Source organism: Acinetobacter entericus, assembly GCF_026168575.1.
Lineage (GTDB): Bacteria > Pseudomonadota > Gammaproteobacteria > Pseudomonadales > Moraxellaceae > Acinetobacter > Acinetobacter bouvetii.
Genome location: NZ_JAPEQW010000017.1, coordinates 57047 through 79460 on the forward strand (window position 1 = coordinate 57047; position 22414 = coordinate 79460).

Below are 22414 nucleotides of genomic sequence, written 5' to 3' on the forward strand. Positions count from 1 at the left end.
AGTTCAACTTTTAAAGCCGAAATTGAACCCGCAGGTTCTATTCGTTGATAAATATATCCTGCTGCGCGTGACGCATTTTCAATCTGTGCTGCAAAAAAATTGCTGAATCATCTCCTCATCAGCAATTTTTGGGTCAATGGTTATCAAATGAGGATCAATTGCGGCAGCCTGTTCTTATCAAAAATCAGGCCTGCTTGGAATAATCGCGGACGCCAAACAGCGCGGTGCCGACACGCACCATGGTTGAACCGGCGGTGATCGCCTCAGCCATATCGCCTGACATCCCCATGCTTAAGGTATCCCAGTCTTCAGGATGCGCATGCTGGTCTTTCACGAGGTCGAATAATTGACGCGCATCGGCAAAGGCTTGCGGATTATTTGGCGCCGGAATCAACATCAAGCCGCGTAAGCACAAATGCGGCAGCTGGCTGATCTGGGCAACCAGTTCTGCAGCGTCAGCGGGCTGGCAGCCATCTTTGCTGTCTTGATCATCAATGTTCACCTGCAGACAAATATTTAAAGGCTCCTGCGAAACATCACGCTGGCTAGATAGGCGCTCAGCAATAATTAAGCGGTCAACGCCATGCACCCAGGCAAATTTTTCGGCCAGCTGCTTGGTTTTGTTGCGCTGCACATGCCCGATAAAGTGCCATTCAATGTTTAAATCTGCCAGCGCTTCTATTTTTTCCAAAGCTTCCTGCAAATAATTTTCACCAAAAGCACGCTGGCCCGCAGCATGCATTTCCTGCAGCATTTCACTCGGATGCGTCTTGGACACAGCCAGCAGCTGCACCGTCTGCTCATCGCGTCCAGCCTGCGCGCAGGCCTGCCGAATCTGGCACAGGACCTGATCTCTTGCTTGTTGAAGTGTATTCATTGACGGGGTTCTCATTTCATTCATCTTTTTTTTCTTTGCCCTTTAACTAACAGTTGGTTAAGCTGAGGGAAAGCCTTATTATTCTATCAAAATAATTAAGATTTAAACGTTCTCGGGGATATTATGGACATTACAGAATTACTGGCATTTTCGGCCAAAAATGGTGCATCAGATTTGCACTTATCGGCAGGCATGCCGCCGCTGATCCGTGTCGATGGCGAAGTCCGCCGCATTAATTTACCGGCTTTGGAACATAAAGAAGTTCACAAACTGGTCTATGACATTATGAATGATAAGCAGCGCCGGGATTTTGAAGAAAAGCTGGAAACAGACTTTTCTTTTGAAGTGCCCGGTGTTGCCCGTTTCCGTGTCAACGCATTCAACCAAAACCGCGGCGCAGGCGCGGTATTCCGGACCATTCCGTCAAAAGTCCTTTCTATGGAAGACTTAGGCATGGGTCAAATCTTTAAGGAGATCTGTGAATATCCGCGCGGCATTGTACTGGTTACAGGGCCAACGGGTTCCGGTAAGTCAACCACGCTGGCAGCAATGATGGATTATATCAACGACAACCGTTATGACCATATTCTAACCGTCGAAGATCCTATCGAATTTGTGCATGAATCAAAAAAATGCCTGATCAACCAGCGTGAAGTCCATCGCGATACCCATGGGTTTAACGAAGCGCTCCGTTCAGCATTGCGTGAAGACCCCGATATTATCCTGGTCGGCGAGATGCGTGACCTTGAAACGATCCGCTTGGCTTTAACTGCCGCTGAAACAGGCCACTTGGTCTTCGGCACCCTGCATACCACCTCTGCTGCCAAGACCATTGACCGTGTGATTGACGTTTTCCCAGCTGAAGAAAAAGATATGGTTCGCGCCATGCTGTCAGAATCCTTGCAGGCGGTTATTTCACAAACGCTGCTGAAGAAAAATGGCGGTGGGCGTGTTGCTGCGCATGAAATCATGATCGGTATTCCAGCCATCCGCAACTTGATTCGTGAAAACAAAGTGGCGCAAATGTATTCGGCCATTCAGACAGGTGCAAACTACGGCATGACAACGCTGGATCAAAGCTTAAAAGGCTTAGTCTCTAAAGGCATCATCAGCCCGCAAGTTGCGCGTACAGCTGCAAAACAGCCTGAATCTTTCCTATAAGCATAATAATACTGTCATTGGGGACTATTTATGGACTTTAACGGCTTGCTCGACTACATGGTCGAGAAAAAAGCATCTGACTTATTTATCACCGCTGATGTAGAGCCCTCAATTAAAATCAACGGCACCATTATGCCGATTGGCTCTACCAAGCTGCCAGGCGCGACAGTCGGCCAGCTGCTCAACTCCATCATGTCAGACAAGCAGCGCAAGGAGTTTGCGGATACACGCGAATGCAACTTTGCCATCAGCAACAAAGACAAATCTTCACGTTTCCGTGTCAGCGCATTCCAGCAGCGTGACCAGCCTGGCATGGTGCTCCGCCGCATTGAAACCGTCATTCCGACCATGGATGACTTGAAACTGCCGCCAATTTTAAAAGAATTGGCCATGACCAAACGCGGCATTATCATTTTTGTTGGCGCAACCGGTACAGGTAAATCCACGTCACTGGCTTCAATCATTGGCTTCCGCAATGAAAATTCACATGGCCATATTATTACCATTGAAGATCCAATTGAATTTATTCATGAGCATAAAGGCTGCATCATTACGCAGCGCGAAGTCGGCATTGATACAGATTCATTTGAAATCGCGCTGAAAAATACCCTGCGCCAGGCGCCGGATGTGATTCTGATTGGCGAGATCCGTTCCCGTGAAACCATGGATTACGCGATTGCCTTTGCCGAGACTGGCCACCTGGTTTTTGCCACGCTGCATGCCAACAATGCCAACCAAGCCATTGACCGGATTATTCACTTCTTTGAAGCCGACCGCCATGGCCAATTATTCATGGATTTATCGCTGAACTTGAAAGCGATGGTGGCGCAGCAGCTGATTCCAACGCCAGACGGCAGCTCACGCCGCGCAGCCATTGAAATCCTCATCAACTCTCCGCTGATTTCAGACCTGATCCGCAAGGGAGAAGTGCACGAAATTAAAGATTTGATGAAACGTTCGCGTGAATTGGGGATGCAAACCTTTGACCAAGCTTTGTTTGACTTGTATAAAGCCAAGCAAATTACCTACAAAGATGCGCTCAAACATGCAGACTCACCCAACGACTTGCGTCTGCAAATCAAACTGTCTGAAGAAGGCGGTGACCGCCTGCTGCATGCCAGCTCAAATATTACGTTTGATGGTCAGTCCTAAAAGTTGGCTGAAAAAAAAACAGGCTTCTGATGAAGCCTGTTTTTTTATTGCTCAGCGCTGAATTTCCGTTATCAGACTATTTCTTGCGGTAAGCGTCACGGCACTCTGGCGCATCGCAGTAACCGTAAAGATTCAATGAGTGGCCTGTCAATTCAAAGCCGAATTTTTTCGCCACTTCATGCTGTTCATGCTCGATTACATCATTGGTGAATTCCACCACTTTGTTACAGTTTTGGCATACGATATGATCGTGGTGATCTTCCTGCATAATCTCAAAAACAGAATGATTGTTTTCAAAATGATGGCGCTGAATAATGCCTGCCGCTTCAAATTGCGTTAACACACGGTAAACAGTTGCTAAACCAACATCTTCACCCTGTTCAAGTAAAGTCTTATAAATATCTTCCGCGCTTAAGTGATGTTGTCTTGAATTTTCTAATAATTCCAATATTTTAATTCGTGGAAGCGTAACTTTAAGTCCAGCTTTGCGTAAATCTTGGTTTGATATCGGCATGAAAAAAGGTCTCTCAACAAAATTAAAGTTGGAATATGCAACAAACTTTAGATGCAGTATGATCTATCCTTGGATCAAATGCATCATAATTAATTTGGGATAGTGTAGCAAAATGCAAAAACTCATGCTGACGTTATTCGTCACTTCATTGCTCGTAGGCTGTTCAACCTTGGGCGTTTATAAAGTTGATATTCCTCAAGGAACGCCTTTAACACAAGCGCAAGCAGCTAAAATCCAGCCTGGCATGAGCTTCCAGCAAGTCCGCTTTTTACTTGGCAGCCCAACGGTTACAGATCCAATGAATCCTTTACGCTGGGACTACATTTACAACTATACCCCAGGCACTTACGCAAAAAAAGCAAAGATCTCGGCAGCGCAAGGGCAGCATTTAAAAATTTACTTTAACCAGCAAGGCATTGTAGAAAAAGTTGAAGGCTTGGAAACTATTCCTGCAACTCAGCCGGGCCTGCCAGGTTCTAAAGAAGCGATTCTAAATGCGCCTCCACTATAGTCAGTTTAAGATAAAAAGAAACCCCTCATTGAGGGGTTTTTCTTATTGCTTCAATTGTTTAAAGCGATTTCCCTGACTAAAGCGCCCAACTGGATGATTAATTGCCCGATTGCGGCGGATATCTTTCGGATTAATGGTTAAGGCCCGGTAAATTTCGACACGGTCGCCAGCAGTCAAAAGCTGATGATGATTTTGCAAATGCGCGCCGAAAATTCCCAGCCGCAGCGGTTCAGGCAAGTCAATAAGATCCGCAATTCCGCTTTGTTCAATCGCATCTAAAGCCGTCATGCCATCTTTAAAAGGAACAGCAAGATGAAACTGCCGATCCGCAGCTGCAAATGCTACCCAAACCTGCGCTTGCGCCGTCATCAGAAGAACTTTCCAATCACAGCGATCATCGCAGCGATAATGGCTACAGGAAGCACGATACGCACCGCAATGCGCCAAATGTTGTAAAGCGCTTCATTGCTGAAATTCATCGCTTTGCGCAAATGGCTGATTTTCATAATCCATCCCGCAAATACCGCATAAATCAGGCAAATCACTAAACCCCACAGCATCAAGACCAGATTGAAAACAGCTGTGACTTGCGGAATCGCCCAGGCAAATACAGCCGCCAGTAAAATTAACCATTGCACAGGCAGTTGCAATTGGCGCTGCTGCAGCTGCTCACGCGCCATATTTAAAATCAAGCCGGCAGCCATTACTGTTGCAAATGTTAAAATATAAGCAGGAATAACCGAAGCCACGGCAAAGAAGCCGAACGCTACAACGGCCAGCAGCTGCGCAATCCAAATCGGCAAGGCGGATTTCGTTGCAGAATCCTGCGTTTGAATGGCTGACAAACTGCTTTGCCAATACAGGCCTAAACCCAAGCCGCTTGCCACCAAAGCCAGTACAGATGCACTGCCCCATTCGCTGAACTCAACGGATGTGACATGCCACGCAGGCAGTGCTGTGCCGAAGGCATTCGCCAAAACCAAAGCGGCCAATACACCAGCAGCAGTCAAAAGCACCGTCAATTGACGCGGAATAAAAGAAGCAGCGACAGCGGCAACTGCCAATGCCGCAAACAAAATATTAGGCGCGGCACTGAACCCTGCGGAAAAATTTAATATCTGAGCGGAATTCGACAGCATTCCCCCTGCCAGAAACGGAATAAATACTGCACCGAACCAGCCTGCTAAACGCCATTTTTGAGATGCGTCCGCATCGCGTGTCAAATTAGATAAGGCTTGTAATGCAGTTGTTTTAGAGCGTTTTGCTAGAGCAATCTCTAAATAGCAGACCGGCAATGCCAGAATCAGCATTGCAGTGAGCCAGAGCATCCAAAAATCCAGCTGGCGGTCAATTTGAATGCCGGTCATCGGCGCCAAAGTGGCAATCACAATAAACGACAGACAAAATGCCATCAGAGGCGATAACCATTTTGACATAGCATGATCCTGCATGATGCATTCCTTTATAAAATCTAGCGCTATTTTGCCCTGCTCAAGGCTGAAAATCAAAAACAAAAAGCAAATCACCATAACAGTGATTTGCTGCGCCAAGTTGTATTCACATTTTAATTCTAATTATTGACTCTTATTTTAATTTTATGAGAAAAACCGGGAGAACCAGTTTTTACCTTTTTTCTTCTCTTTTTCTTTAATAATGCCCATCATATTTTCTTTTACTGCGCCGACATAATCTGCATCATCATGCTGAATATGATTAATCAGCCATTTTGACAGCACTTCATGCAGTTCAGATTCAATGGAATGGCCCAGCTCGAAACGGTCGCGGTATGATTCAATCTTTTTAATAAACAAATCATGCACGCGCTTATGCGGTACGCGGTATTTATAGCCTGCCTCTTCTTGAAGAGACTCTTCAAAAGTAAAATGTGATTGCGTGTAATCAATAATATTTTCAAGAATTTGCTTTACTCGTTCACGATCAACATGGGCATCAACACCATCAATTTCATTGATGTAGTCCAAAATACGTTTGTGCTGATCGTCAATCACATCGATGCCGGTATTATATTCTGGAACCCATTTCATTTTCATTCCGACCACCTGTGTAACAATTTAAAAGATAAATCACATTAAAATTAATGATATAGCTAAATTGAAAAAATAAAAATGAAGTGAAATACTCGGGTTTATGCAATATTGATTCTATTTTTTATACCTTATTGTTTTACAAGCTATTTATTAAAATACCCGACCATAAAGCTAAGATATTTTTTAATCAATTCAACTATTTATAATTTAATGAGACTATACATTAATACAGTTAAGCTCTTGCGGTTTCAGCCAATGCAGACAGTAATCCCCGCAATAAAGTCCAGCTGAATTAATATTGATCCGCTTTCGTCACCCGCTTCAGAGACGGATCTAAACGCTCTCGCTCCAAACGCTCAATATGCGTTTTGCCGTGGCGAATTGGCCGGCCATGCTGAAACAAAATCAGCTCACCGGGTTCAAAAGCCGTCCACACTTCATTCTGCGTTAACGGCTCAGTGGTAATGACTGCTACGCAGTCTTCGGGCGTTGTCACTTCACTGAAATCAACCTCAACATCCAGATCAATCAGCTGCGCAGGCTTGAATGGATATTCGCGCACCAGCCAGTGCAATTTAGTAATAGCGTAAGCGAACAGCGCCTGTCCATTGGATAGGCAGAAATTAAAGGTGCCATGTTCAGCGATTTGAGGCGAAACTTCCAACAGCACATCAAAAACCTGATCCAAGGAAGGTTCGGTATAGCCAAAGCGTTTTACCAGCTGTTCCAGCAGATAGCAGAATGCCCGCTCGCTATCGGTATTGCCGACCGGCGTAAAACGTCCTGCCAGTTCGGGATGAAAATCATGTAAGTCGCCATTATGGGCAAAAATCCACTGCCGCCCCCACAGCTCACGGCTGAATGGATGAGCGTTTTCAAGATTGATTTTGCCCTGCGTCGCTTTGCGGATGTGCGCAATCACATTACGTGATTTAATGGGATAATTGCGGATCAGCTCTGCAATCGGTGACTCAACAGCAGACTGGTTATCAGCAAAAAGCCGGCAAGCTTTATCTTCAAAAAATGCAATGCCAAAGCCATCACAATGGTCAGAAGTAATCCCCGCGCGCTGAGAAAAGCCGCGGAATGAGAAGGTAATATCCGTCGGTGTCGCACAATTCATCCCTAACAGCTGGCACATAAGTCTTTATCATCTGTTTAATCAACCACAGTGCTATTTTGCATGAGTCCTTATGCCATTTCAAACGGGAAAATCAGCGTTCTTTATGAATTTTTGTGATTTAATAAGGGTTTAGTAATCATTTTTTTTTGCAAAATAAAATCTGTGGCCAGCCGCGCCGCATCCAAATAGACAAAATAATCCAAGCAATTAAACGCTTCATCATAATATGCCTGCGCAGACAGCTGAGCATTCATTTTTAAATACACATCAAACAGCTTAGGCATCCGCTCATCCTGCTGAAAGCCGCATTGCGGATACGGCGGCTCAAAGGCCAGCTGCGGCTGAATAGCGCAGCTGGACGCCGAGGGCAGATTCTTCATCCGCTGATGGGTATGATAGGCCCGCGCTTCATTGCCCCTCAGGCGGATGCTGACGCAGCCGATAATGTGTTTTGCGCGCATTTCGCATAAGACTTTCGGCATCAAATGCAGCCAAAGTGCTGATAACGCTTTACCCGAACGGTAACGCGGATGCACGCAGGTGCGGCCAATTTCAACAATATTGCTGAAGCGCTCAAATTCATCTGCTATTTTAAATTCCTGCTGACTATAGCTCTGAGCAAGTTCATGACCTTGAAATAATTTTAAGCGCGTATAAGCAATAATTTCATTGCTCCATTTATCCCGCAGCACGGCATGTTCGCAGCCAAAATCATAGAAGTCCTGATCTAAGCCGGATTCAAACTTTATGCCAAATTGCTGCGAAAACTGCGCCGCCCGAAAGCGCTGCGCTTCCTGCAGGCTCTGCAAATTTTCGATCCATTCAAATTCATAGGATCCGCTTTGCGCGGATTTCTGTTCTAAGGGAAATATAAAGTTTTGACGATACTGATTTTTTAATTTATCCAACATCATAAACAGCCCAAATTTTTTTTCTACACTAGGCAATCCCGATGACATTTTCATGACTTACAGCCAATCTGCAGACAATAAAAATGCCAGTCAATATCTGTATTGACTGGCATTCATATTTTAAGATGGCTTTCAATTTTACCGGATTTAAATTCGGTAAACAGCCGTCATTCAATCAAGCCTTTTTCACATTGCTGCGGTTGGTAATGAGTGTGCCGACGCCATGATCGGTAAAGATCTCCAGCAGCGTTGCATGCGGTACACGGCCATCGACAATATGCGCGCTTACAACCCCGCCTTTTACCGCATCCAATGCACAGCCGACTTTCGGAATCATGCCGCCGTAAATCACGCCAGTTTCAATCAACCGATCCACTTCCTGCGTGCTTAAACCCGTCAGCAAGTTTTTGTTTTCATCCAATACGCCGCTGATATTGGTCAGCAGAATCAGTTTTTCAGCGCCCAGCGCTTCAGCAACTTTGCCTGCAACCAAATCTGCATTGATGTTGTAGGTATTGCCTTCTTCATCTACACCCAAAGGCGCAATTACTGGAATAAAATCACTTTGCGTAAACATTTCCAGCACATCTGTTTTTACGCCAACCACTTCACCGACCAGGCCCAGATCAATTTCAGTCACTGAACCGTCTTCTGCTGTCTTCTGCATCAGCAGCTTTTGCGCGCGAAGCAAATTGCCGTCTTTACCCGTCAAGCCTATCGCGCGGCCGCCGTGCTGGTTAATCAGGTTCACAATCGATTTGTTCACGCTGCCGCCCAACACCATTTCGACCACTTCCATTGTTGCAGGATCGGTGACACGCATCCCGTCAATACGGTCAGATTCGCGGCCCAGCTGCTTCAAGAAGGAATCCACTTGAGGGCCGCCGCCATGCACTACGATCGGGTTGATGCCCACCGTTTTAAGTAAAACGATATCACGCGCAAATGAACTTTCCAGCTCAGGATCGGTCATGGCATTCCCGCCGTACTTTACAACCAGCGTCTTGCCCGAAAATCTTTGAATGTACGGCAAAGCTTCTGTCAAAATTTGCGCTTTGTCGATGCCAGTATGCTGATGCGGCATTCGCCTCTCCTTATTGAGCATCTAAGATGTCTTGAGCAATATGCGGATACTGCTCTAACAACATGGAACTGAACAAGGTCCGTATTTCATCTAATCGCGCAGCATCATCTGCATCAAAGCGCACCGTGAAATACTCGCCTGTATTCGATGCTCGAATGATGCCAAATCCATCATCAAAATCAAGACGTATGCCATCAATTTTACTGATTTCTGCATCAATATACTGAGATTGGTGCTCTACCGCATTTAAAACAGTTTGAGGGATGGCCTGATAGGTGCTGATATACAAATCCTCGGTGCCGTTTCTTTCCGGGTACGGCGCCAGCGCCTGTGACAGGCTTAGGCCTTTGCGCTGAATGTATTCAAGCACCCGCAGTGCCGCATATAAGCCATCATCATAGCCGCCGCCGCGGCCATCATTAAACACATAATGCCCCGCATACTCACCGCCAAAAATAGCCTTTCCTTCTGATTTTGCTAAATATTTTCGCAGGAAGGAACTGCCTGTTCGGATCATGACAGGCCAGCCGCCTAAAGCCTGTATTGTATTTCTGACCATGGTTGAACACTTCACGTCATAAACAATTTCATATTCAGGATGATCTGACAGACACATTTCTGCAAACAGGCACAGCAGCCGGTCTGCAGAAATAATCTTGCCATGCTCATCAATCAAGACCAGGCGGTCACCGTCGCCATCTAAAGCAATGCCAATCTCAGCATCTTGATCCAGCACGGCTTGGCGGATTTTTTTCAAATGAACTTCTTGCGATGGATCCGGCGCATGGTCTGGAAAATTGCCATCCGCTTCGCAGCGTATTGCCGTAACATCACAGCCTAACTTCTTCAGCACCAGCGCGGCGCAGCGTCCAGCCGAACCATTCAAGCCATCCAGCACAACTTTGACAGGATGCTTTAATTGAATATCTGAAAGCAGTGAATGCTGATACTGCAGGCAAAACTCCGGAAAAACCCGCTGCTCCGCCAAGACGGTGTGCGCTGCTGCTTTAGGGACAAAATATTTTTTAGAATCCTGCCCGGCTTGCTGAATCATTTCAGGACAAGGCGGTTCGCCTTGAATAATCCACTTGATGCCATTATCTGTTTTGGGATTATGGCTGGCTGTCACCATAATGCCGTTGCCGCCATACTGGCCAGCAATGTAATACAGCATTGGGCTGGAGCAGCAGCCGATCATCACTGTCTGCAATTGATGCTGCTGGCATATTTCCTGAATAATTTGCGCATAGCCTGGACTGGTTAAACGCGCATCATAACCGATCACCAGCTGTGATTGACCTGCACGAATATACTGCTGCGCCAAACCGTGCGCAATTGCCTGCACCATTTCCGCATTCAGCAATGATACTTTTCCGCGGATATCATAAGCACGGAAAATCTGTATCGGGAAATTATTATACAATGACCCCATAATGCATTCTTCTAATCATCAACGTTGCTAAAACCGATTCATAATTTCAAACAAATCGCAGTGTAAATAAGTTAATTAAGCCCTATTTTAATTAAATTATATTTGCCTCGCCAAGGCATATCTTTTTTATATGATTGCTGTTTTAGAATCAATTAAAAAAAATCAGCCTGAATAATACAGCATATTTACCCTTAGAAGAAATGTCAGCATTTATACGCTCGTCTATTTATTTTAAAATTCTTAAACTTATCAAGATGATGACTTCAATTTTTTTATGACATCAAATTTTTACGGCAATGAAATCGTCACTCTTCAGAAAAACAAAATGTATGATGCTTATTTTAACAATGGTACTTCATGGTAAAATTTACTTTAAAAAACAATATATTGCCAAATAAATATTCAACAAAGCAAAAACAGCATTTCTCACTCAGCTTACAATTCAGCTGCTGATCGGCTCATTTAAAATCACTTTACATTTCTGTACAGAAACACAATGAATTAAAGCTTTTAAATACAAAATGATTCATCACTTTAAACAGCTTTAAGCACTGTTTATATATTATTTATTTCATTCAAATATCTATTTATAACGCAACAAAAAACGGATTGTTATTGAAGACAACAATCCGTTTTTTTGTTTTACGCTAAGTGTTTAAACTTAGTGTTACTAATACTCAATTTTTGCCAGTATGGCCGAAACCGCCTGCACCGCGCTCAGTTGCTGCAAATTCATTGACCACATCAAACTCAGCTTGCACAACAGGCACCAGCACATATTGCGCAAGGCGTTCACCCGGCTCTAGGCTGAATGCAGCCTGACCGCGGTTCCAGACTGAAACCATCAGTTCACCTTGATAATCAGAATCAATCAGGCCCACTAAATTGCCCAATACAATACCGTGCTTATGGCCTAAGCCTGAACGCGGCAAAATCAGCCCAGCAAAATTCACATCTTCAATGTATATCGCCAAGCCTGTTTTCACCAATACGGTTTGCCCCGGCTCAATCACGGTGGTCTGCTCAACGCAAGCGCGCAAATCTAAGCCTGCTGAACCTGCAGTTGCATACGTTGGCATCGGCCATTCTGTACCTAAACGTGCGTCGAGTACTTTTACCTGAACTTTCATCGGCTCATTCCTGTTTATAAAATTAATGGAGATTAACGCTTAATCAGCGCACGTAAATTGTCTAAGTAATGCTGCGCCTGCTGTTTCGGATCTACATTGCCTGCCAGCTTTTTCTTGCGGCCCAGCCATTCCAGCTCATCTTCCGGCAATTCATCCAAGAAGCGGCTTGGTGTCTGCTGTTTCATTTGTCCGCCCGCTTTGCGCTGTTCCGCCAAGGTAATGGTCAGACCTTGACGCGCCCGGGTAATCCCCACATACATCAAGCGGCGCTCTTCTTCGACAGTATCGGCGGCAATAGAGTTTTTATGCGGCAGCAGCTCTTCTTCCAGGCCAATCAGATAGACATATGGAAACTCTAAGCCTTTAGAGGCATGCAGCGTCAGCAGATTCACTTTGTCGGTATCTTCCTCTTCCTGCTGCTGCTCCAGCATATCCAGCAGCACCATTTTGCGGATGACGCTTTCAATATTCTTTTCATCCACATCTTCAGCACGGTTAATCAAGCTTTGAATACTGCTGTACAGCACTTCAATGTTGTCCAGCTTGGTTTTTTCCTGCGCCGGCGTAGCTGCCGTTTCTTTGACATAATCGATATAGCCGGCTTCCAGCATCATTTGACGGATAATCGGAACCGGTTCGTCATCCTCCACCAAGCTGCGGGTAAAGCGGTCGATAAAGTCTGCAAACTCGGCCAATTGCGTTGTGGCCTTTTTCGGAATGGCCATGGTCAGGCGCTGATCGCCGGCTGCAGCCAGTAAAGAAAGCCGCTGTTCCTGAGCAAATAAGCCCAGTTTTTCCAGCGTTACAGGGCCAATTGCGCGCTTTGGCGTGTTGATAATGCGCAAGAAGGCGCTGTCATCTTCCGGATTAATAATTAAGCGCAAATAGCTCATCATGTCTTTGATTTCTGAGCGCGCGAAGAATGACTGGCCGCCGGACAGCTTATAGGGAATCTGCATTTGACGCAGCTGGGTTTCCAGTACGCGGGCCTGAAAATTGCCGCGGTATAAAATCGCGTAGTCTTTCCAGTTTTTGCCGTTCATCAGTTTATGCGTAATTAAATCCTTAACCACACGTTCCGCTTCATCATCATCATTGCGGCACGTGATCACCCGAATCACCTCGCCATGGCCTTTATCTGACCAGAGTTTTTTGTCAAAAATATGCGGATTATTGCCAATTACGGTATTGGCGGCTTTTAAAATACGGCTGGTCGAACGGTAGTTCTGTTCCAGCTTAATGACTTTTAAATTGCGGAAATCTTCATTCAGCAGCGCCATATTTTCAGGCTTAGCGCCGCGCCAGGCGTAAATTGACTGATCATCATCGCCCACTGCAGTAAACTGCCCCATGACCCCAACCAGCAGCTTCACCAGCATATACTGCGCCGTATTGGTGTCTTGATATTCATCGACCAGCAGGTAACGCGTGCGGTTTTGCCAGCGGTCGCGCACTTCAGCATTTTGCTGCAGCAGCAGGGTCGGCATCACAATCAGGTCATCAAAGTCGACGGCATTATAAGCGCGCAAGTTGCGCTCATACAGCTGATACAGATGCGCCATCTGCACATCTTCTGCAGTTTCACAGGTGGTATGCGCCTGCTCTGGCGGAATCAGGTCATTTTTCCAATCCGATATCATCTTCATGGCTTTGGCGATCAGTTCTTTGCTTTCTGCACCCGATAAATTATCGCGGTGCATCAGATCCATCAGAATGCGTTTACAGTCATCGGCATCTAAAATTGAAAAGTTGGCTTTCAGCGGCGTATTCTTAAGTTCTAAGCGCAGCAGATTCAAGCCGAAAGTATGAAAGGTCGAGACTGAAAGGCCTTTGGCCTCTTCACGCGACAGCAGCTTCGTCACCCGCTCTTTCATTTCGCGCGCGGCTTTATTGGTAAACGTCATTGCCGTAATGCGGTGCGCCGGTATGCCGCAATTTTTGACCAAATGGGCAATTTTACGGGTAATTACCGATGTCTTGCCCGAACCTGCGCCAGCAAGCACTAACAAGGGCCCTTGAGTATATTTCATGGCTTCAAGCTGCTTGTCGTTTAACTGGCTGCCAAGTGACATAGTGTTTCCTTTTCCTGATTCGGAGTCGATTATAGTCATCTCTGCACAACTTTCATAATCTAAAAGTTGATTTTCCGTTCATAAAAAAAACCACCCGAAGGTGGTTTCTCTCACTCAATAAAAATTATTGAATTGCATAGATGCTGATTTCAACACGGCGGTTTTGTTCACGGCCTGCCGGCGTTGAATTTGACGCGATTGGGTTTGCAGAACCTTGGCCTTGCGCATTAATGCGTGTAGTAGAAACACCCTGAGCCGCTAAGTAGCTTGCAACAGATTGCGCGCGCGCTTGTGACAATGGAATGTTAATTGAGTCATTACCAGTGTTATCGGTATAACCCGTAACAAGAATACCGCTCTTGTTGTCTTCAGCCAAAGTTTGCGCCACTTTATTCAAAGTTGAATAAAAGTTTGGTTTGATGTTTGATTTATTGGTATCAAAAGTAATGCTGCCTGGCATAATCAAGCCCACAGAACCATCTGGATTACGGTTAACTTCTACGCCAGTACCTGCCATTTGCTGACGAAGTTTTTTCTCTTTATTATCGAGGTATACGCCTGTAGCGCCGCCCAGCACTGCGCCGATAGCGGCAGCACGGTTATTTTGCGCGCTTGAATTTGCATTCCCCCTAGACAAGCCATAACCAGCCGCCGCGCCTACAAGTGCGCCAATTGCTGTTTTGTCATATTCTACGCCGCCGATATTATTGCCTGTTGATTGACAGCCAGATAGAACTAATGCCCCTACTACCGCTGACGAAATTACCAGTGCACGCATCGCATGCCTCCTTCGTTGTGTTTGTTGTATGAATGAATGAAATGATGAATGAAAACAAATGGCTGAACCATTGAATTTTTGTTAATAATAAGCTCTTTATTTACATTTTGTAATGATTGATTGCGGGAAAACAGTTAACTTCGTCACAATTCCTTCATAGTTAGAATACAAGACTTTTCTATTTTCAAATCTGCAGCTATATTTGTGAGATTCGGCAAATTATAAATGATTTGATCCTAGGAAACTTTTATGCCATCTCAAAGCAATAAGCAACCAGCCTTAAAAAAAATCACACGCGGGCTTACAGTCGGTTCAGTTATTACCGGCAGCACTTTTTTTCACGGCCCACCCGTTTTAGCCTTAGGATTGACCAAGCTTTTTAAGAAATCCAGCAAGGTGGATGAAACCAATATTAAAATTACCAACAGCTGGCTGGCAGTCAATAATTGGCTGATTGATAAAGTTTTACCCAATACACAATGGGACATTACCGTTGATGAACAGCTGGATTTGAATATGCAGGGCCGTTATTTGATGACCTGCAACCATCAAAGCTGGGTTGACACCACTGTAAACCAGTATTTTGGCCTGACCCGCATGCCGCTGACCCGCTTCTTTACAAAATGGGAACTTATTTTTATTCCCTTTGTCGGCCAAGCCTTTAAAATTCTCGGCTTCCCGATGATGAAGCGCCACTCAAAAGAGCAAATTGCGAAAAATCCGGAACTGAAATACCGCGATATGGATGAAGCCCGCAAGTCCTGTGAACAGCTGCTCAGCCAGCCATTCACCTTGCTGAACTATTTGGAAGGCACGCGTTTTACGCCTGAGAAGCAGGCCAAGCAGCAATCGCCATACCAGCATTTGCTGAAACCCAAAGCCGGCGGCTTAGCGCTGGCGCTGAGTATTTTAGGCGATAAAATTGATGCTTTGGTTGATATGACCATTGTCTACCCTGACGGCGCGCCAGGCTATGGCGAATTTTGGCTGGGCGAAGTGCCGCGCATCGCCGTTAATTTGCGTAAAATTGAGGTTCCGGCATGGGTGCTTGAAGGCAACTATGATGAAGATGCAGTATTCCGTGAAAAATTTCAAATCTGGGTTGATGGGCTGTGGGCTGAAAAAGATCAGCTGATTGGAAAAATGAAAGCGCAATACGCAGCGCTTGAGCAATAATAAACCCTAAAAATAAGGAATAAGTGAACGGACATGCCGCAAACTGAAAGTGTTAAAAAGTCTAAATATCATCACCTTGACCCTGGCAGCTTACCCTTCAAGCTGTTCTTAGCCTATGATATTTTTATGGTGTTTATCATCATTTTTAACCTCTTCTGCTTGGGCATGAACTTCTTTCTTATGAGCAATATCGGCGGATGGTTCTTCAACAGCATCCACCTAAGCAGCGTGCTGGAATTTTACCGTGAGCACCTGCATCCGTGGGTCATTACCACTGAAGCCTGGTTCATCATTTTTCTGATTGCAGAGCTGCTCATCCGCTGGGGCATTGCAATTGTTCAAAAGCATCATCAGCGCTGGTTCTTTTTTCCCTTTATTCACCTGTATGAAATACTGGCGATTATTCCGTATCTGCGTTTTTTAAGGCTGTTCCGCGCTGGCATTATCGCTTACCGCTTATATGAAATGGGCTATCAGATTTTTCCTAAATCCTGGCAGAACAAAGCCCTGTTTTATTACCGGGTGGTGATGGAAGAACTGTCTGACCGCGTGGTGATTACAGTTTTGGATGGGCTCAAGCACGAGCTGAATACCAGCACCACGCATAAAGACTTGATCAGCAATGTGATCCAGCATCACCGTGAGCTGTTTTCTCAAGTACTCGCCGACATGCTGCAGGAAAACTTGAGCAGAGAACTCAGAGCAGACCGTGAGCGCATTGCAAAAAATGTCGGACAGATTGTCAGCCAAGCCATTGAAGACACGCCTGAACTGACTCAGCTGCTGCGCCTAATCCCGATTGTCGGCGGACGCATTGAACAGCAGATTCAGAGTATCGGCCAGCGTCTGGGCGAAAATATCACCCAAGGCCTGATCGATCCGCTGGCTTATCCTGATACCTCTGCAGCGCATCAGCCAAACTTGTACTCGGATATTTCAAACCGAATCAGCCAGATTGAAATTGAAAAAAATGAAAAATTGGATGAACTTGTCCGTTCTGCAGTATTTGAAAGTCTGGATGCGGTCCGCAAACAAGTTAAGGTAAAACAATGGCAGCAAATCCTGCAGGAGCAGGATCAAGCCAAAGAATAAGCAGCAGTGCAAAATATTTGATTTTCGCGCTAGTGAAATGCGTCAATTTGTTCTAGCATTTGCTTTATTTATCACATCGCTTCGGCATAAAACAAATAGCTCAGAAGTACGAAGGAATAATTATGGCTGACATACGGATAAAAGGCAGAATGGTCAATGCGATACGCATTAGCCTCGATACAAATGATCATGATGCGATCCGCCAGCAACTCACCCCTATGCTTCAAAAAGCTTTTCCAGCGGGCACTTTAGCTGTGATTGAAAGCAGTGTAGATCAGGAATTGATAGAACTGATTCAGCTTTTGATCAGCCTGGACTTGCAGCCGATGGCTGTCACTGAAGGCCTGCTTGCCTCTCAGGCGCGCGCCATTCAGTTCCCTGTTATTCCAGCTGACCGCCAGTTGCAGCAGGTGAAAGCCACCAAAGAACAAGTGGTGGAAACCAAGCCTGCCCCTGCTGAAAATAATGCAGCGGCTGAGCAGGCTGAAGAAGCGCCTGCAGTGCGGCACATCAGCTCTTATCATGATGAAATTCTGCGCACCGGCCAATGCCTGGTGCAAAATCATGGCGACATCATCAGTACCGCCGGCATCAACAGCGGCTCTGAAGTGATTGCTTCAGGAAATATACATATTTATGGCAGCGCCCGTGGTAGAGTCATTGCCGGAGCTGGAGGCAATGCCGCTGCACGCATATTCTGCCATTCACTGGAAGCAGAATTAGTATCAATTGCGGGAACTTACTGCGTTGCTGATGACATTCCGCAGCATGTGGCAAAACAGCCTGTACATATTTATTTAAATGATCAGCAAGAGCTGGTATTTGAAGCTTTGCAATTTTAATGTATAAATAAACACCAAAATCCCCATTTTTATATAGGGGATTACCATAACAGGAGTGGATTCGGTGGCGAAAATTGTTGTCGTAACATCAGGCAAGGGCGGCGTAGGTAAAACTACAACAAGTGCATCTTTTGCAACAGGTTTAGCCCTGCGCGGTCACAAAACTGTTGTTATCGATTTTGACGTAGGTTTACGTAACCTTGACTTAATTATGGGTTGTGAACGCCGCGTTGTTTACGACTTTGTCAATGTCCTGAATAATGAAGCTCGATTGCAGCAGGCGCTCATTCGCGATAAAGACATTGAGAACTTGTATATTTTACCCGCTTCTCAAACCCGCGATAAAGATGCCTTAACGGACGAAGGCGTTGCTCGTGTTATGGATGAGCTTTCTCAAGAATTTGACTACATTATCTGTGACTCGCCTGCCGGAATTGAACGCGGTGCAATTATGGCCATGTATCATGCCGATGAAGCCATTATTGTGACCAACCCTGAAATTTCATCGGTTCGCGACTCAGACCGCATCATTGGCATGCTGGACAGCAAAACCAAAAAAGTAGAACAGAATGAAGGCCGCATCCGCAAGCATCTGTGCATTACACGCTTCAATCCGGAACGTGCTGATAAGCAGGAAATGCTGACCATTGATGACATCTCTAAAGACATTTTGCGTGTTCCGACTTTAGGCGTCATCCCTGAGTGCAAGAGCGTGCTTCAAGCTTCAAATGAAGGTAAGCCAGTGATCCTCTTCACAGAAGAAACTGCGGGCCAAGCATATGATGATTTGGTCGCACGTTTCCTTGGTGAAGAACGCAGTTACCGTCATATTACGGTAAAACCGAAAGGCTGGTTAGCACGATTATTTGGAGCATAAAATGGCAGGATTCTGGAGTAAACTTTTCAGCAGCGATGACAAGCCATCTAGCGCTCAAACTGCGAAAGACCGTTTAAAAGTTATTGTTGCTTCTGAACAGGGCTTGGGCAAACGCTTAAGCCAAGAAAAAATCGACCAAATGAAAAAAGAAATCATGCAGGTCGTGAACCGCTACGTCAGCGGCGTGGATGAACAGCACATTCAAATGTCTGTTCGTTCAGAAGCAAATATTGAAATGCTTGAAATGAATATCAATTTACCTGAAGAGCGATAATCTGATTTCTGATTAGTCAAGCAAATTGATTCAAGGCAAAATATGAGGCTGAACAGAGCGCTGCTTTGTTCAGGCGCAAGACAAGAAGCTGAGCATCGAAGTGGCTGAATGATTAAGCAGCACTTTAACCAGCCGCAGGGCGAGAAGCTATGCTCCCTATTGGCAAAGACATTCAAAATGCTTTGTCACTTGCTTGCTCATATTTTGCCTTTATTTATTTTCAAAAGAATACCAAGGAGATTGCGATGGCATTATCTCAACCAGCGACGTTTAACGAAGAATGGTCTGATGAGCGTGTATTTGCCTACTTGAATCAGCTGCCTCCTGAAGGCATAAACGGCGATTTTCATGTGCTTTACCATGCGTTCAAACACATGCGCCCTAATGATTATGAGCGCCTGCTGACTAAATTCACCGCCGATGGCCGCGATGTCAATGCCACCAATCCTGAAGGTCAGCGCATTCATGAGGTCATCATGCAGTACCCGCGTCAAAGTGAAGGCTTTTTAGAAGTATTGGCAAAGTTCGCTTAAGCATTTTACTGCCAATAAGAAAGCCTGCACATGCAGGCTTTTTTATTGGACTGCTTTCATAAGTCACTTTTCAATTTAATGCAGTGCTTCTTAAGCAGAATTTTTTGATTTATAAAAGGACGCTATTGAATATTTATTGCATCTTTCTATACACATAACGCTTTTCACAGTGATTGCAGCCCTTAATACAGCAGCCACATCAATACAGGAAAACTGGCGGTAAAGCATAGTGTTTGCAAACTGATTATCCCTGCCATCAGCTGGCTGTCCCCTTGAAAATACCGCGTCAAAATATAGGATGCTGAAGCGGTCGGCAAGGCAAAGAACGTCACCATAATAATGCTCTGCAGCGTACCGAGGCCGATCCACAGGCTGACTCCAAAAGCAAAACAAGGCATTAAAATTAAGCGTCCAGCAGTGTTCAGCGCTAGGCTGCGTATATCGCAGCGCAGCTGGCCAAACTGCAAAGCCGCACCAACTGAAAGCAGGCCTAGAGGCAAGCTCATGGACGCCAAAATTTTCAGCAGGGACTGCAGGCCTGTAAATAAGCTTAATCCAGATAAATTAAACATCACCCCTGCAAGACAGCCTAAAATCAGCGGATTTTTAAAAATCATCCATACCGTATGGAGCCACTGCCCGCGCTGTCCTTGCGAAAAAGACATCACAGATAAGACATTCACCGCCGGTATCGCAACCGCAATCAGCATGGCAAACATCTGCATGCCCTTTGCTCCGTACAGCGTTCCCATCAGCGCCAAACCAATATAAGTATTAAAGCGGATCTGGCTTTGCAGATACACCCCAAAACGGGATGGCGGGATTTGATATATTCTTTTGAAGCACCACAATACAGTGCTGGCGCTCAGCACCACAATAAAGAATGCCATTAACATGCGGAATACCGCATTTAAATTGAGCTGTATATCCGCCAAATTGCTAAACAGCAAAACGGGAAAAAGGATAAAGTAATTCAGCTTTTCAGAATTTGCCCAAAATTCATCTTGCAGGAACTGCCGTTTTTTTAAGACATACCCCATGGCGATCAGGACAATCAGCGGAAATAAAGCCATGATGAGGTTCATTGTTTTCCCCCGCGCATACCATCTATGCGCTTTCTCTTTCATTCACTCCATAATATAATCCTCATTCATACTCATAACAAAATGAGTGAATGCTCATAGCAAGCAATGACCTTATCTCAACTCGAAATTTTTGTTTTAGTTGCCGAGTATCAAAGCTTTACTCTAGCGGCTAAACATCTAGGGATCACTCAGTCGGCTGTTTCACACGCGCTGAAATCCTTAGAAAGCCACTGGCAGATCAATTTATTGATTCGAGAACAGAATCAAGTCGAGTTATCTCATATTGGCCGCCAGCTGCTGTCATACGCCAAAGAAATGCTGAATACAGCGCAAATTATGCAGCAGGAAATCAATGCGTCTCATGGCATTCAGCAAGGAACTTTGCGAATCGGTTCCTTTGGCGCATCAGCATCCATTCATTTGCTTCCAGAACTGCTGAATGCCTACCGCCTGCGCTATCCCAAGATTGAAGTTTTTGTAGAAGAAGGCACAGACCATGATGTCTCGCAATGGATACAAGAACGGCAGGTGGATGTCGGTTTTGCTGTCCTGCCCCGCGCCGATTTAGAAACTTATCCGCTGCTGCAGGATATTTTTATTGCGCTGATTCCAAAATCGTATCCCGTAGCGCAGCAAAGCGCCTTAAATATACAGGACTTGCAGGATTATCCTTTTATTATGACCAAAGCCGGCAGTCAGACGCATGTCGAGCAGCTGTTAAAGCAATACCGGATTCAGCCGAAAATCATGTACCAAATGTCACAGCTGCTGACGATCTTAAATATGGTCAATTTACAGGAAGGCATTGCGATTGTCGCCGATATGTCGATGACCCCTGAATTGCTGCAGCTGCATCCTCATGTAGTGAAGCGGCCGTTAATTCCAAATACGCAGCGGCAAATTGGGCTTGCGGTCAAGGATGCAAAATCGGCCAGCCCCGCAGCTAAAGCGTTTATTCAAGTGGCGCAAGAGCTGTTCTATTCTAAGCCGTGAAATAAGATAAAAAACTGAATGGCTCACTTTGATTTTTTAAGTAACGCCACCAAACTTCAAGCTATTGATTTAAAATTAAAAATTCACTATATTAAAAAATATGCCAAAATAATGATCATGCAAAATCCAGAAAATAAAGAAACGGAAGTCCACATCCCCAATATTGGCGTTGAAGAACAAAGAATCATCAGCTTAAACAGATTTATCTTCCTGTCGGTAATTTCTTTTGGCCTTTACCCTATTTGGTGGATGTTTGAAGCATGGCGCTTCTTTATGCAAAAGGACAAGCTGAATATTATGCCTGCAGCCCGCGCCATATTTGCCGTGTTCTTTATCTATCCATTATTTAACCGCATCCAAAATTATGCCAAGGCGCAAGGCTATACACCAAAGTTCTCATCGGCAGTCATGTGCATTGGCTTCATTGCCTGCTCATTACTCGTCCAATTACCCGATCCGTACTGGCTCATTTCAATAGGTTCTTTTCTCTTTTTAATTCCAGCCTTCCAAGCCGTAAATTATGCTAAACAGCATACTCAAGACTTAAAACTCATTCACATGCAGAAATTCAGCATCCCGCAATGGATAATGATTGCGCTTGGTGCAATCTTTTGGCTGCTGATTCTGGCTGCGCTGTTCATATTAGGAACGCCGCAATAAGCAGAACTTATTGCGGCGCCATCATGCCTTATCAATGACAGCTGAATTTCATCAGCATGTAAACAGGCATGTCATCATCGATATACAGA

The 22414-nt window shown here is 45.2% G+C and carries 24 protein-coding genes; 11 read left to right on the plus strand and 13 right to left on the minus strand.

Translation table 11 applies throughout. From position 1 onward, the window contains the following. Positions 1-184: 184 nt before the first annotated feature. Positions 185-877, minus strand: coding sequence for a YggS family pyridoxal phosphate-dependent enzyme (locus OKC24_RS13295; RefSeq protein WP_130147241.1), 693 nt, complete (start codon positions 875-877; stop codon positions 185-187). Between the two features lie 123 nt (positions 878-1000). Here OKC24_RS13295 and OKC24_RS13300 point away from each other — a divergent pair, with 123 nt between their 5' ends. Next, on the plus strand, positions 1001-2038 hold the full coding sequence (locus OKC24_RS13300) for a type IV pilus twitching motility protein PilT (RefSeq protein WP_130147239.1): 1038 nt from the start codon (positions 1001-1003) through the stop codon (positions 2036-2038). Between the two features lie 30 nt (positions 2039-2068). Next, positions 2069-3190, plus strand: coding sequence for a PilT/PilU family type 4a pilus ATPase (locus OKC24_RS13305; RefSeq protein ID WP_130147237.1), 1122 nt, complete (start codon positions 2069-2071; stop codon positions 3188-3190). A gap of 76 nt (positions 3191-3266) precedes the next feature. On the opposite strand, the gene fur is transcribed toward OKC24_RS13305, so the two are convergent. Further along, entirely contained in the window at positions 3267-3704 is a 438-nt protein-coding gene (gene fur, locus OKC24_RS13310) for a ferric iron uptake transcriptional regulator (protein WP_005011743.1), read from the minus strand. Positions 3705-3816: 112 nt separating this feature from the next. Here fur and OKC24_RS13315 point away from each other — a divergent pair, with 112 nt between their 5' ends. Beyond that, a complete protein-coding gene (locus OKC24_RS13315; protein WP_130147235.1) occupies positions 3817-4215 on the plus strand; it encodes an outer membrane protein assembly factor BamE in 399 nt (132 codons plus the stop codon). A 42-nt stretch (positions 4216-4257) separates the two neighbouring features. On the opposite strand, the gene OKC24_RS13320 is transcribed toward OKC24_RS13315, so the two are convergent. The 10 genes from OKC24_RS13320 to OKC24_RS13365 form a co-directional block, all read right to left on the minus strand. Further along, positions 4258-4584: an RnfH family protein gene (locus OKC24_RS13320; protein ID WP_130147233.1), complete on the minus strand. Its 327-nt coding sequence runs from the start codon at positions 4582-4584 to the stop codon at positions 4258-4260. Continuing rightward, complete coding sequence (locus tag OKC24_RS13325) at positions 4584-5666, minus strand: hypothetical protein (RefSeq protein ID WP_131277289.1); 1083 nt, start codon at positions 5664-5666, stop codon at positions 4584-4586. Before OKC24_RS13325 ends, OKC24_RS13320 begins: the two co-directional genes overlap by 1 nt. A gap of 144 nt (positions 5667-5810) precedes the next feature. After that, complete coding sequence (locus OKC24_RS13330) at positions 5811-6266, minus strand: bacteriohemerythrin (protein WP_130147229.1); 456 nt, start codon at positions 6264-6266, stop codon at positions 5811-5813. Between the two features lie 289 nt (positions 6267-6555). Then, on the minus strand, positions 6556-7404 hold the full coding sequence (locus OKC24_RS13335; RefSeq protein WP_131277292.1) for a class II glutamine amidotransferase: 849 nt from the start codon (positions 7402-7404) through the stop codon (positions 6556-6558). An 83-nt stretch (positions 7405-7487) separates the two neighbouring features. Beyond that, positions 7488-8297 carry a GNAT family N-acetyltransferase gene (locus tag OKC24_RS13340; RefSeq protein ID WP_131277314.1) on the minus strand — a complete coding sequence of 270 codons (810 nt, stop codon included), beginning with the start codon at positions 8295-8297 and terminating at the stop codon, positions 7488-7490. Between the two features lie 175 nt (positions 8298-8472). Next, positions 8473-9381 carry an acetylglutamate kinase gene (gene argB / locus OKC24_RS13345; protein ID WP_005011762.1) on the minus strand — a complete coding sequence of 303 codons (909 nt, stop codon included), beginning with the start codon at positions 9379-9381 and terminating at the stop codon, positions 8473-8475. 10 nt (positions 9382-9391) lie between these two features. After that, positions 9392-10813, minus strand: coding sequence for a phosphomannomutase/phosphoglucomutase (locus tag OKC24_RS13350; protein ID WP_131277295.1), 1422 nt, complete (start codon positions 10811-10813; stop codon positions 9392-9394). A gap of 677 nt (positions 10814-11490) precedes the next feature. Beyond that, positions 11491-11943 carry a dUTP diphosphatase gene (gene dut, locus OKC24_RS13355; protein WP_130147221.1) on the minus strand — a complete coding sequence of 151 codons (453 nt, stop codon included), beginning with the start codon at positions 11941-11943 and terminating at the stop codon, positions 11491-11493. A 32-nt stretch (positions 11944-11975) separates the two neighbouring features. After that, positions 11976-14015, minus strand: a complete 2040-nt coding sequence (locus tag OKC24_RS13360) for a UvrD-helicase domain-containing protein (RefSeq protein WP_130147219.1) — start codon at positions 14013-14015, stop codon at positions 11976-11978. A gap of 124 nt (positions 14016-14139) precedes the next feature. Then, positions 14140-14793: a YiaD family glycine zipper/OmpA-like lipoprotein gene (locus tag OKC24_RS13365; RefSeq protein ID WP_130147217.1), complete on the minus strand. Its 654-nt coding sequence runs from the start codon at positions 14791-14793 to the stop codon at positions 14140-14142. Between the two features lie 249 nt (positions 14794-15042). On the opposite strand from OKC24_RS13365, the gene yihG reads away from it, so the two are divergent. From yihG to OKC24_RS13395, 6 genes are all read left to right on the plus strand, one after another. After that, complete coding sequence (yihG, locus tag OKC24_RS13370) at positions 15043-15969, plus strand: 1-acylglycerol-3-phosphate O-acyltransferase, YihG family (RefSeq protein WP_130147215.1); 927 nt, start codon at positions 15043-15045, stop codon at positions 15967-15969. 33 nt (positions 15970-16002) lie between these two features. Next, a complete protein-coding gene (locus OKC24_RS13375) occupies positions 16003-17061 on the plus strand; it encodes a hypothetical protein (protein ID WP_005011779.1) in 1059 nt (352 codons plus the stop codon). Positions 17062-17183: 122 nt separating this feature from the next. Then, positions 17184-17903, plus strand: coding sequence for a septum site-determining protein MinC (gene minC / locus OKC24_RS13380; protein WP_130147213.1), 720 nt, complete (start codon positions 17184-17186; stop codon positions 17901-17903). Between the two features lie 64 nt (positions 17904-17967). Further along, positions 17968-18780, plus strand: a complete 813-nt coding sequence (minD, locus tag OKC24_RS13385; RefSeq protein WP_005011782.1) for a septum site-determining protein MinD — start codon at positions 17968-17970, stop codon at positions 18778-18780. Position 18781: 1 nt separating this feature from the next. Beyond that, positions 18782-19054, plus strand: coding sequence for a cell division topological specificity factor MinE (gene minE, locus OKC24_RS13390; protein ID WP_005011785.1), 273 nt, complete (start codon positions 18782-18784; stop codon positions 19052-19054). A 245-nt stretch (positions 19055-19299) separates the two neighbouring features. Further along, complete coding sequence (locus OKC24_RS13395) at positions 19300-19587, plus strand: PA4642 family protein (protein ID WP_130147212.1); 288 nt, start codon at positions 19300-19302, stop codon at positions 19585-19587. A gap of 182 nt (positions 19588-19769) precedes the next feature. On the opposite strand, the gene OKC24_RS13400 is transcribed toward OKC24_RS13395, so the two are convergent. Next, positions 19770-20660: an AEC family transporter gene (locus OKC24_RS13400; protein ID WP_438800943.1), complete on the minus strand. Its 891-nt coding sequence runs from the start codon at positions 20658-20660 to the stop codon at positions 19770-19772. 117 nt (positions 20661-20777) lie between these two features. Here OKC24_RS13400 and OKC24_RS13405 point away from each other — a divergent pair, with 117 nt between their 5' ends. Continuing rightward, complete coding sequence (locus OKC24_RS13405; RefSeq protein WP_130147208.1) at positions 20778-21665, plus strand: LysR family transcriptional regulator; 888 nt, start codon at positions 20778-20780, stop codon at positions 21663-21665. Between the two features lie 111 nt (positions 21666-21776). Continuing rightward, positions 21777-22325 carry a hypothetical protein gene (locus OKC24_RS13410; protein ID WP_130147206.1) on the plus strand — a complete coding sequence of 183 codons (549 nt, stop codon included), beginning with the start codon at positions 21777-21779 and terminating at the stop codon, positions 22323-22325. Positions 22326-22414 lie beyond the last annotated feature (89 nt).

Bases quoted from the DNA above. Each gene is read 5' to 3' on its own strand.
- OKC24_RS13295 (WP_130147241.1), bottom strand. From the start codon at position 877: ATGAATACACTTCAACAAGCAAGAGATCAGGTCCTGTGCCAGATTCGG.
- OKC24_RS13325 (WP_131277289.1), bottom strand. From the start codon at position 5,666: ATGCAGGATCATGCTATGTCAAAATGGTTATCGCCTCTGATGGCATTT.
- OKC24_RS13400 (WP_438800943.1), bottom strand. From the start codon at position 20,660: ATGGCTTTATTTCCGCTGATTGTCCTGATCGCCATGGGGTATGTCTTA.
- OKC24_RS13405 (WP_130147208.1), top strand. From the start codon at position 20,778: ATGACCTTATCTCAACTCGAAATTTTTGTTTTAGTTGCCGAGTATCAA.
- yihG (WP_130147215.1), top strand. From the start codon at position 15,043: ATGCCATCTCAAAGCAATAAGCAACCAGCCTTAAAAAAAATCACACGC.
- OKC24_RS13315 (WP_130147235.1), top strand. From the start codon at position 3,817: ATGCAAAAACTCATGCTGACGTTATTCGTCACTTCATTGCTCGTAGGC.
- OKC24_RS13410 (WP_130147206.1), top strand. From the start codon at position 21,777: ATGATCATGCAAAATCCAGAAAATAAAGAAACGGAAGTCCACATCCCC.
- OKC24_RS13375 (WP_005011779.1), top strand. From the start codon at position 16,003: ATGCCGCAAACTGAAAGTGTTAAAAAGTCTAAATATCATCACCTTGAC.
- OKC24_RS13300 (WP_130147239.1), top strand. From the start codon at position 1,001: ATGGACATTACAGAATTACTGGCATTTTCGGCCAAAAATGGTGCATCA.
- OKC24_RS13320 (WP_130147233.1), bottom strand. From the start codon at position 4,584: ATGACGGCGCAAGCGCAGGTTTGGGTAGCATTTGCAGCTGCGGATCGG.
- argB (WP_005011762.1), bottom strand. From the start codon at position 9,381: ATGCCGCATCAGCATACTGGCATCGACAAAGCGCAAATTTTGACAGAA.
- OKC24_RS13305 (WP_130147237.1), top strand. From the start codon at position 2,069: ATGGACTTTAACGGCTTGCTCGACTACATGGTCGAGAAAAAAGCATCT.
- OKC24_RS13350 (WP_131277295.1), bottom strand. From the start codon at position 10,813: ATGGGGTCATTGTATAATAATTTCCCGATACAGATTTTCCGTGCTTAT.
- OKC24_RS13365 (WP_130147217.1), bottom strand. From the start codon at position 14,793: ATGCGTGCACTGGTAATTTCGTCAGCGGTAGTAGGGGCATTAGTTCTA.
- OKC24_RS13395 (WP_130147212.1), top strand. From the start codon at position 19,300: ATGGCATTATCTCAACCAGCGACGTTTAACGAAGAATGGTCTGATGAG.
- OKC24_RS13330 (WP_130147229.1), bottom strand. From the start codon at position 6,266: ATGAAAATGAAATGGGTTCCAGAATATAATACCGGCATCGATGTGATT.
- fur (WP_005011743.1), bottom strand. From the start codon at position 3,704: ATGCCGATATCAAACCAAGATTTACGCAAAGCTGGACTTAAAGTTACG.
- OKC24_RS13335 (WP_131277292.1), bottom strand. From the start codon at position 7,404: ATGTGCCAGCTGTTAGGGATGAATTGTGCGACACCGACGGATATTACC.
- OKC24_RS13340 (WP_131277314.1), bottom strand. From the start codon at position 8,297: ATGTTGGATAAATTAAAAAATCAGTATCGTCAAAACTTTATATTTCCC.
- OKC24_RS13360 (WP_130147219.1), bottom strand. From the start codon at position 14,015: ATGTCACTTGGCAGCCAGTTAAACGACAAGCAGCTTGAAGCCATGAAA.
- minE (WP_005011785.1), top strand. From the start codon at position 18,782: ATGGCAGGATTCTGGAGTAAACTTTTCAGCAGCGATGACAAGCCATCT.
- dut (WP_130147221.1), bottom strand. From the start codon at position 11,943: ATGAAAGTTCAGGTAAAAGTACTCGACGCACGTTTAGGTACAGAATGG.
- minC (WP_130147213.1), top strand. From the start codon at position 17,184: ATGGCTGACATACGGATAAAAGGCAGAATGGTCAATGCGATACGCATT.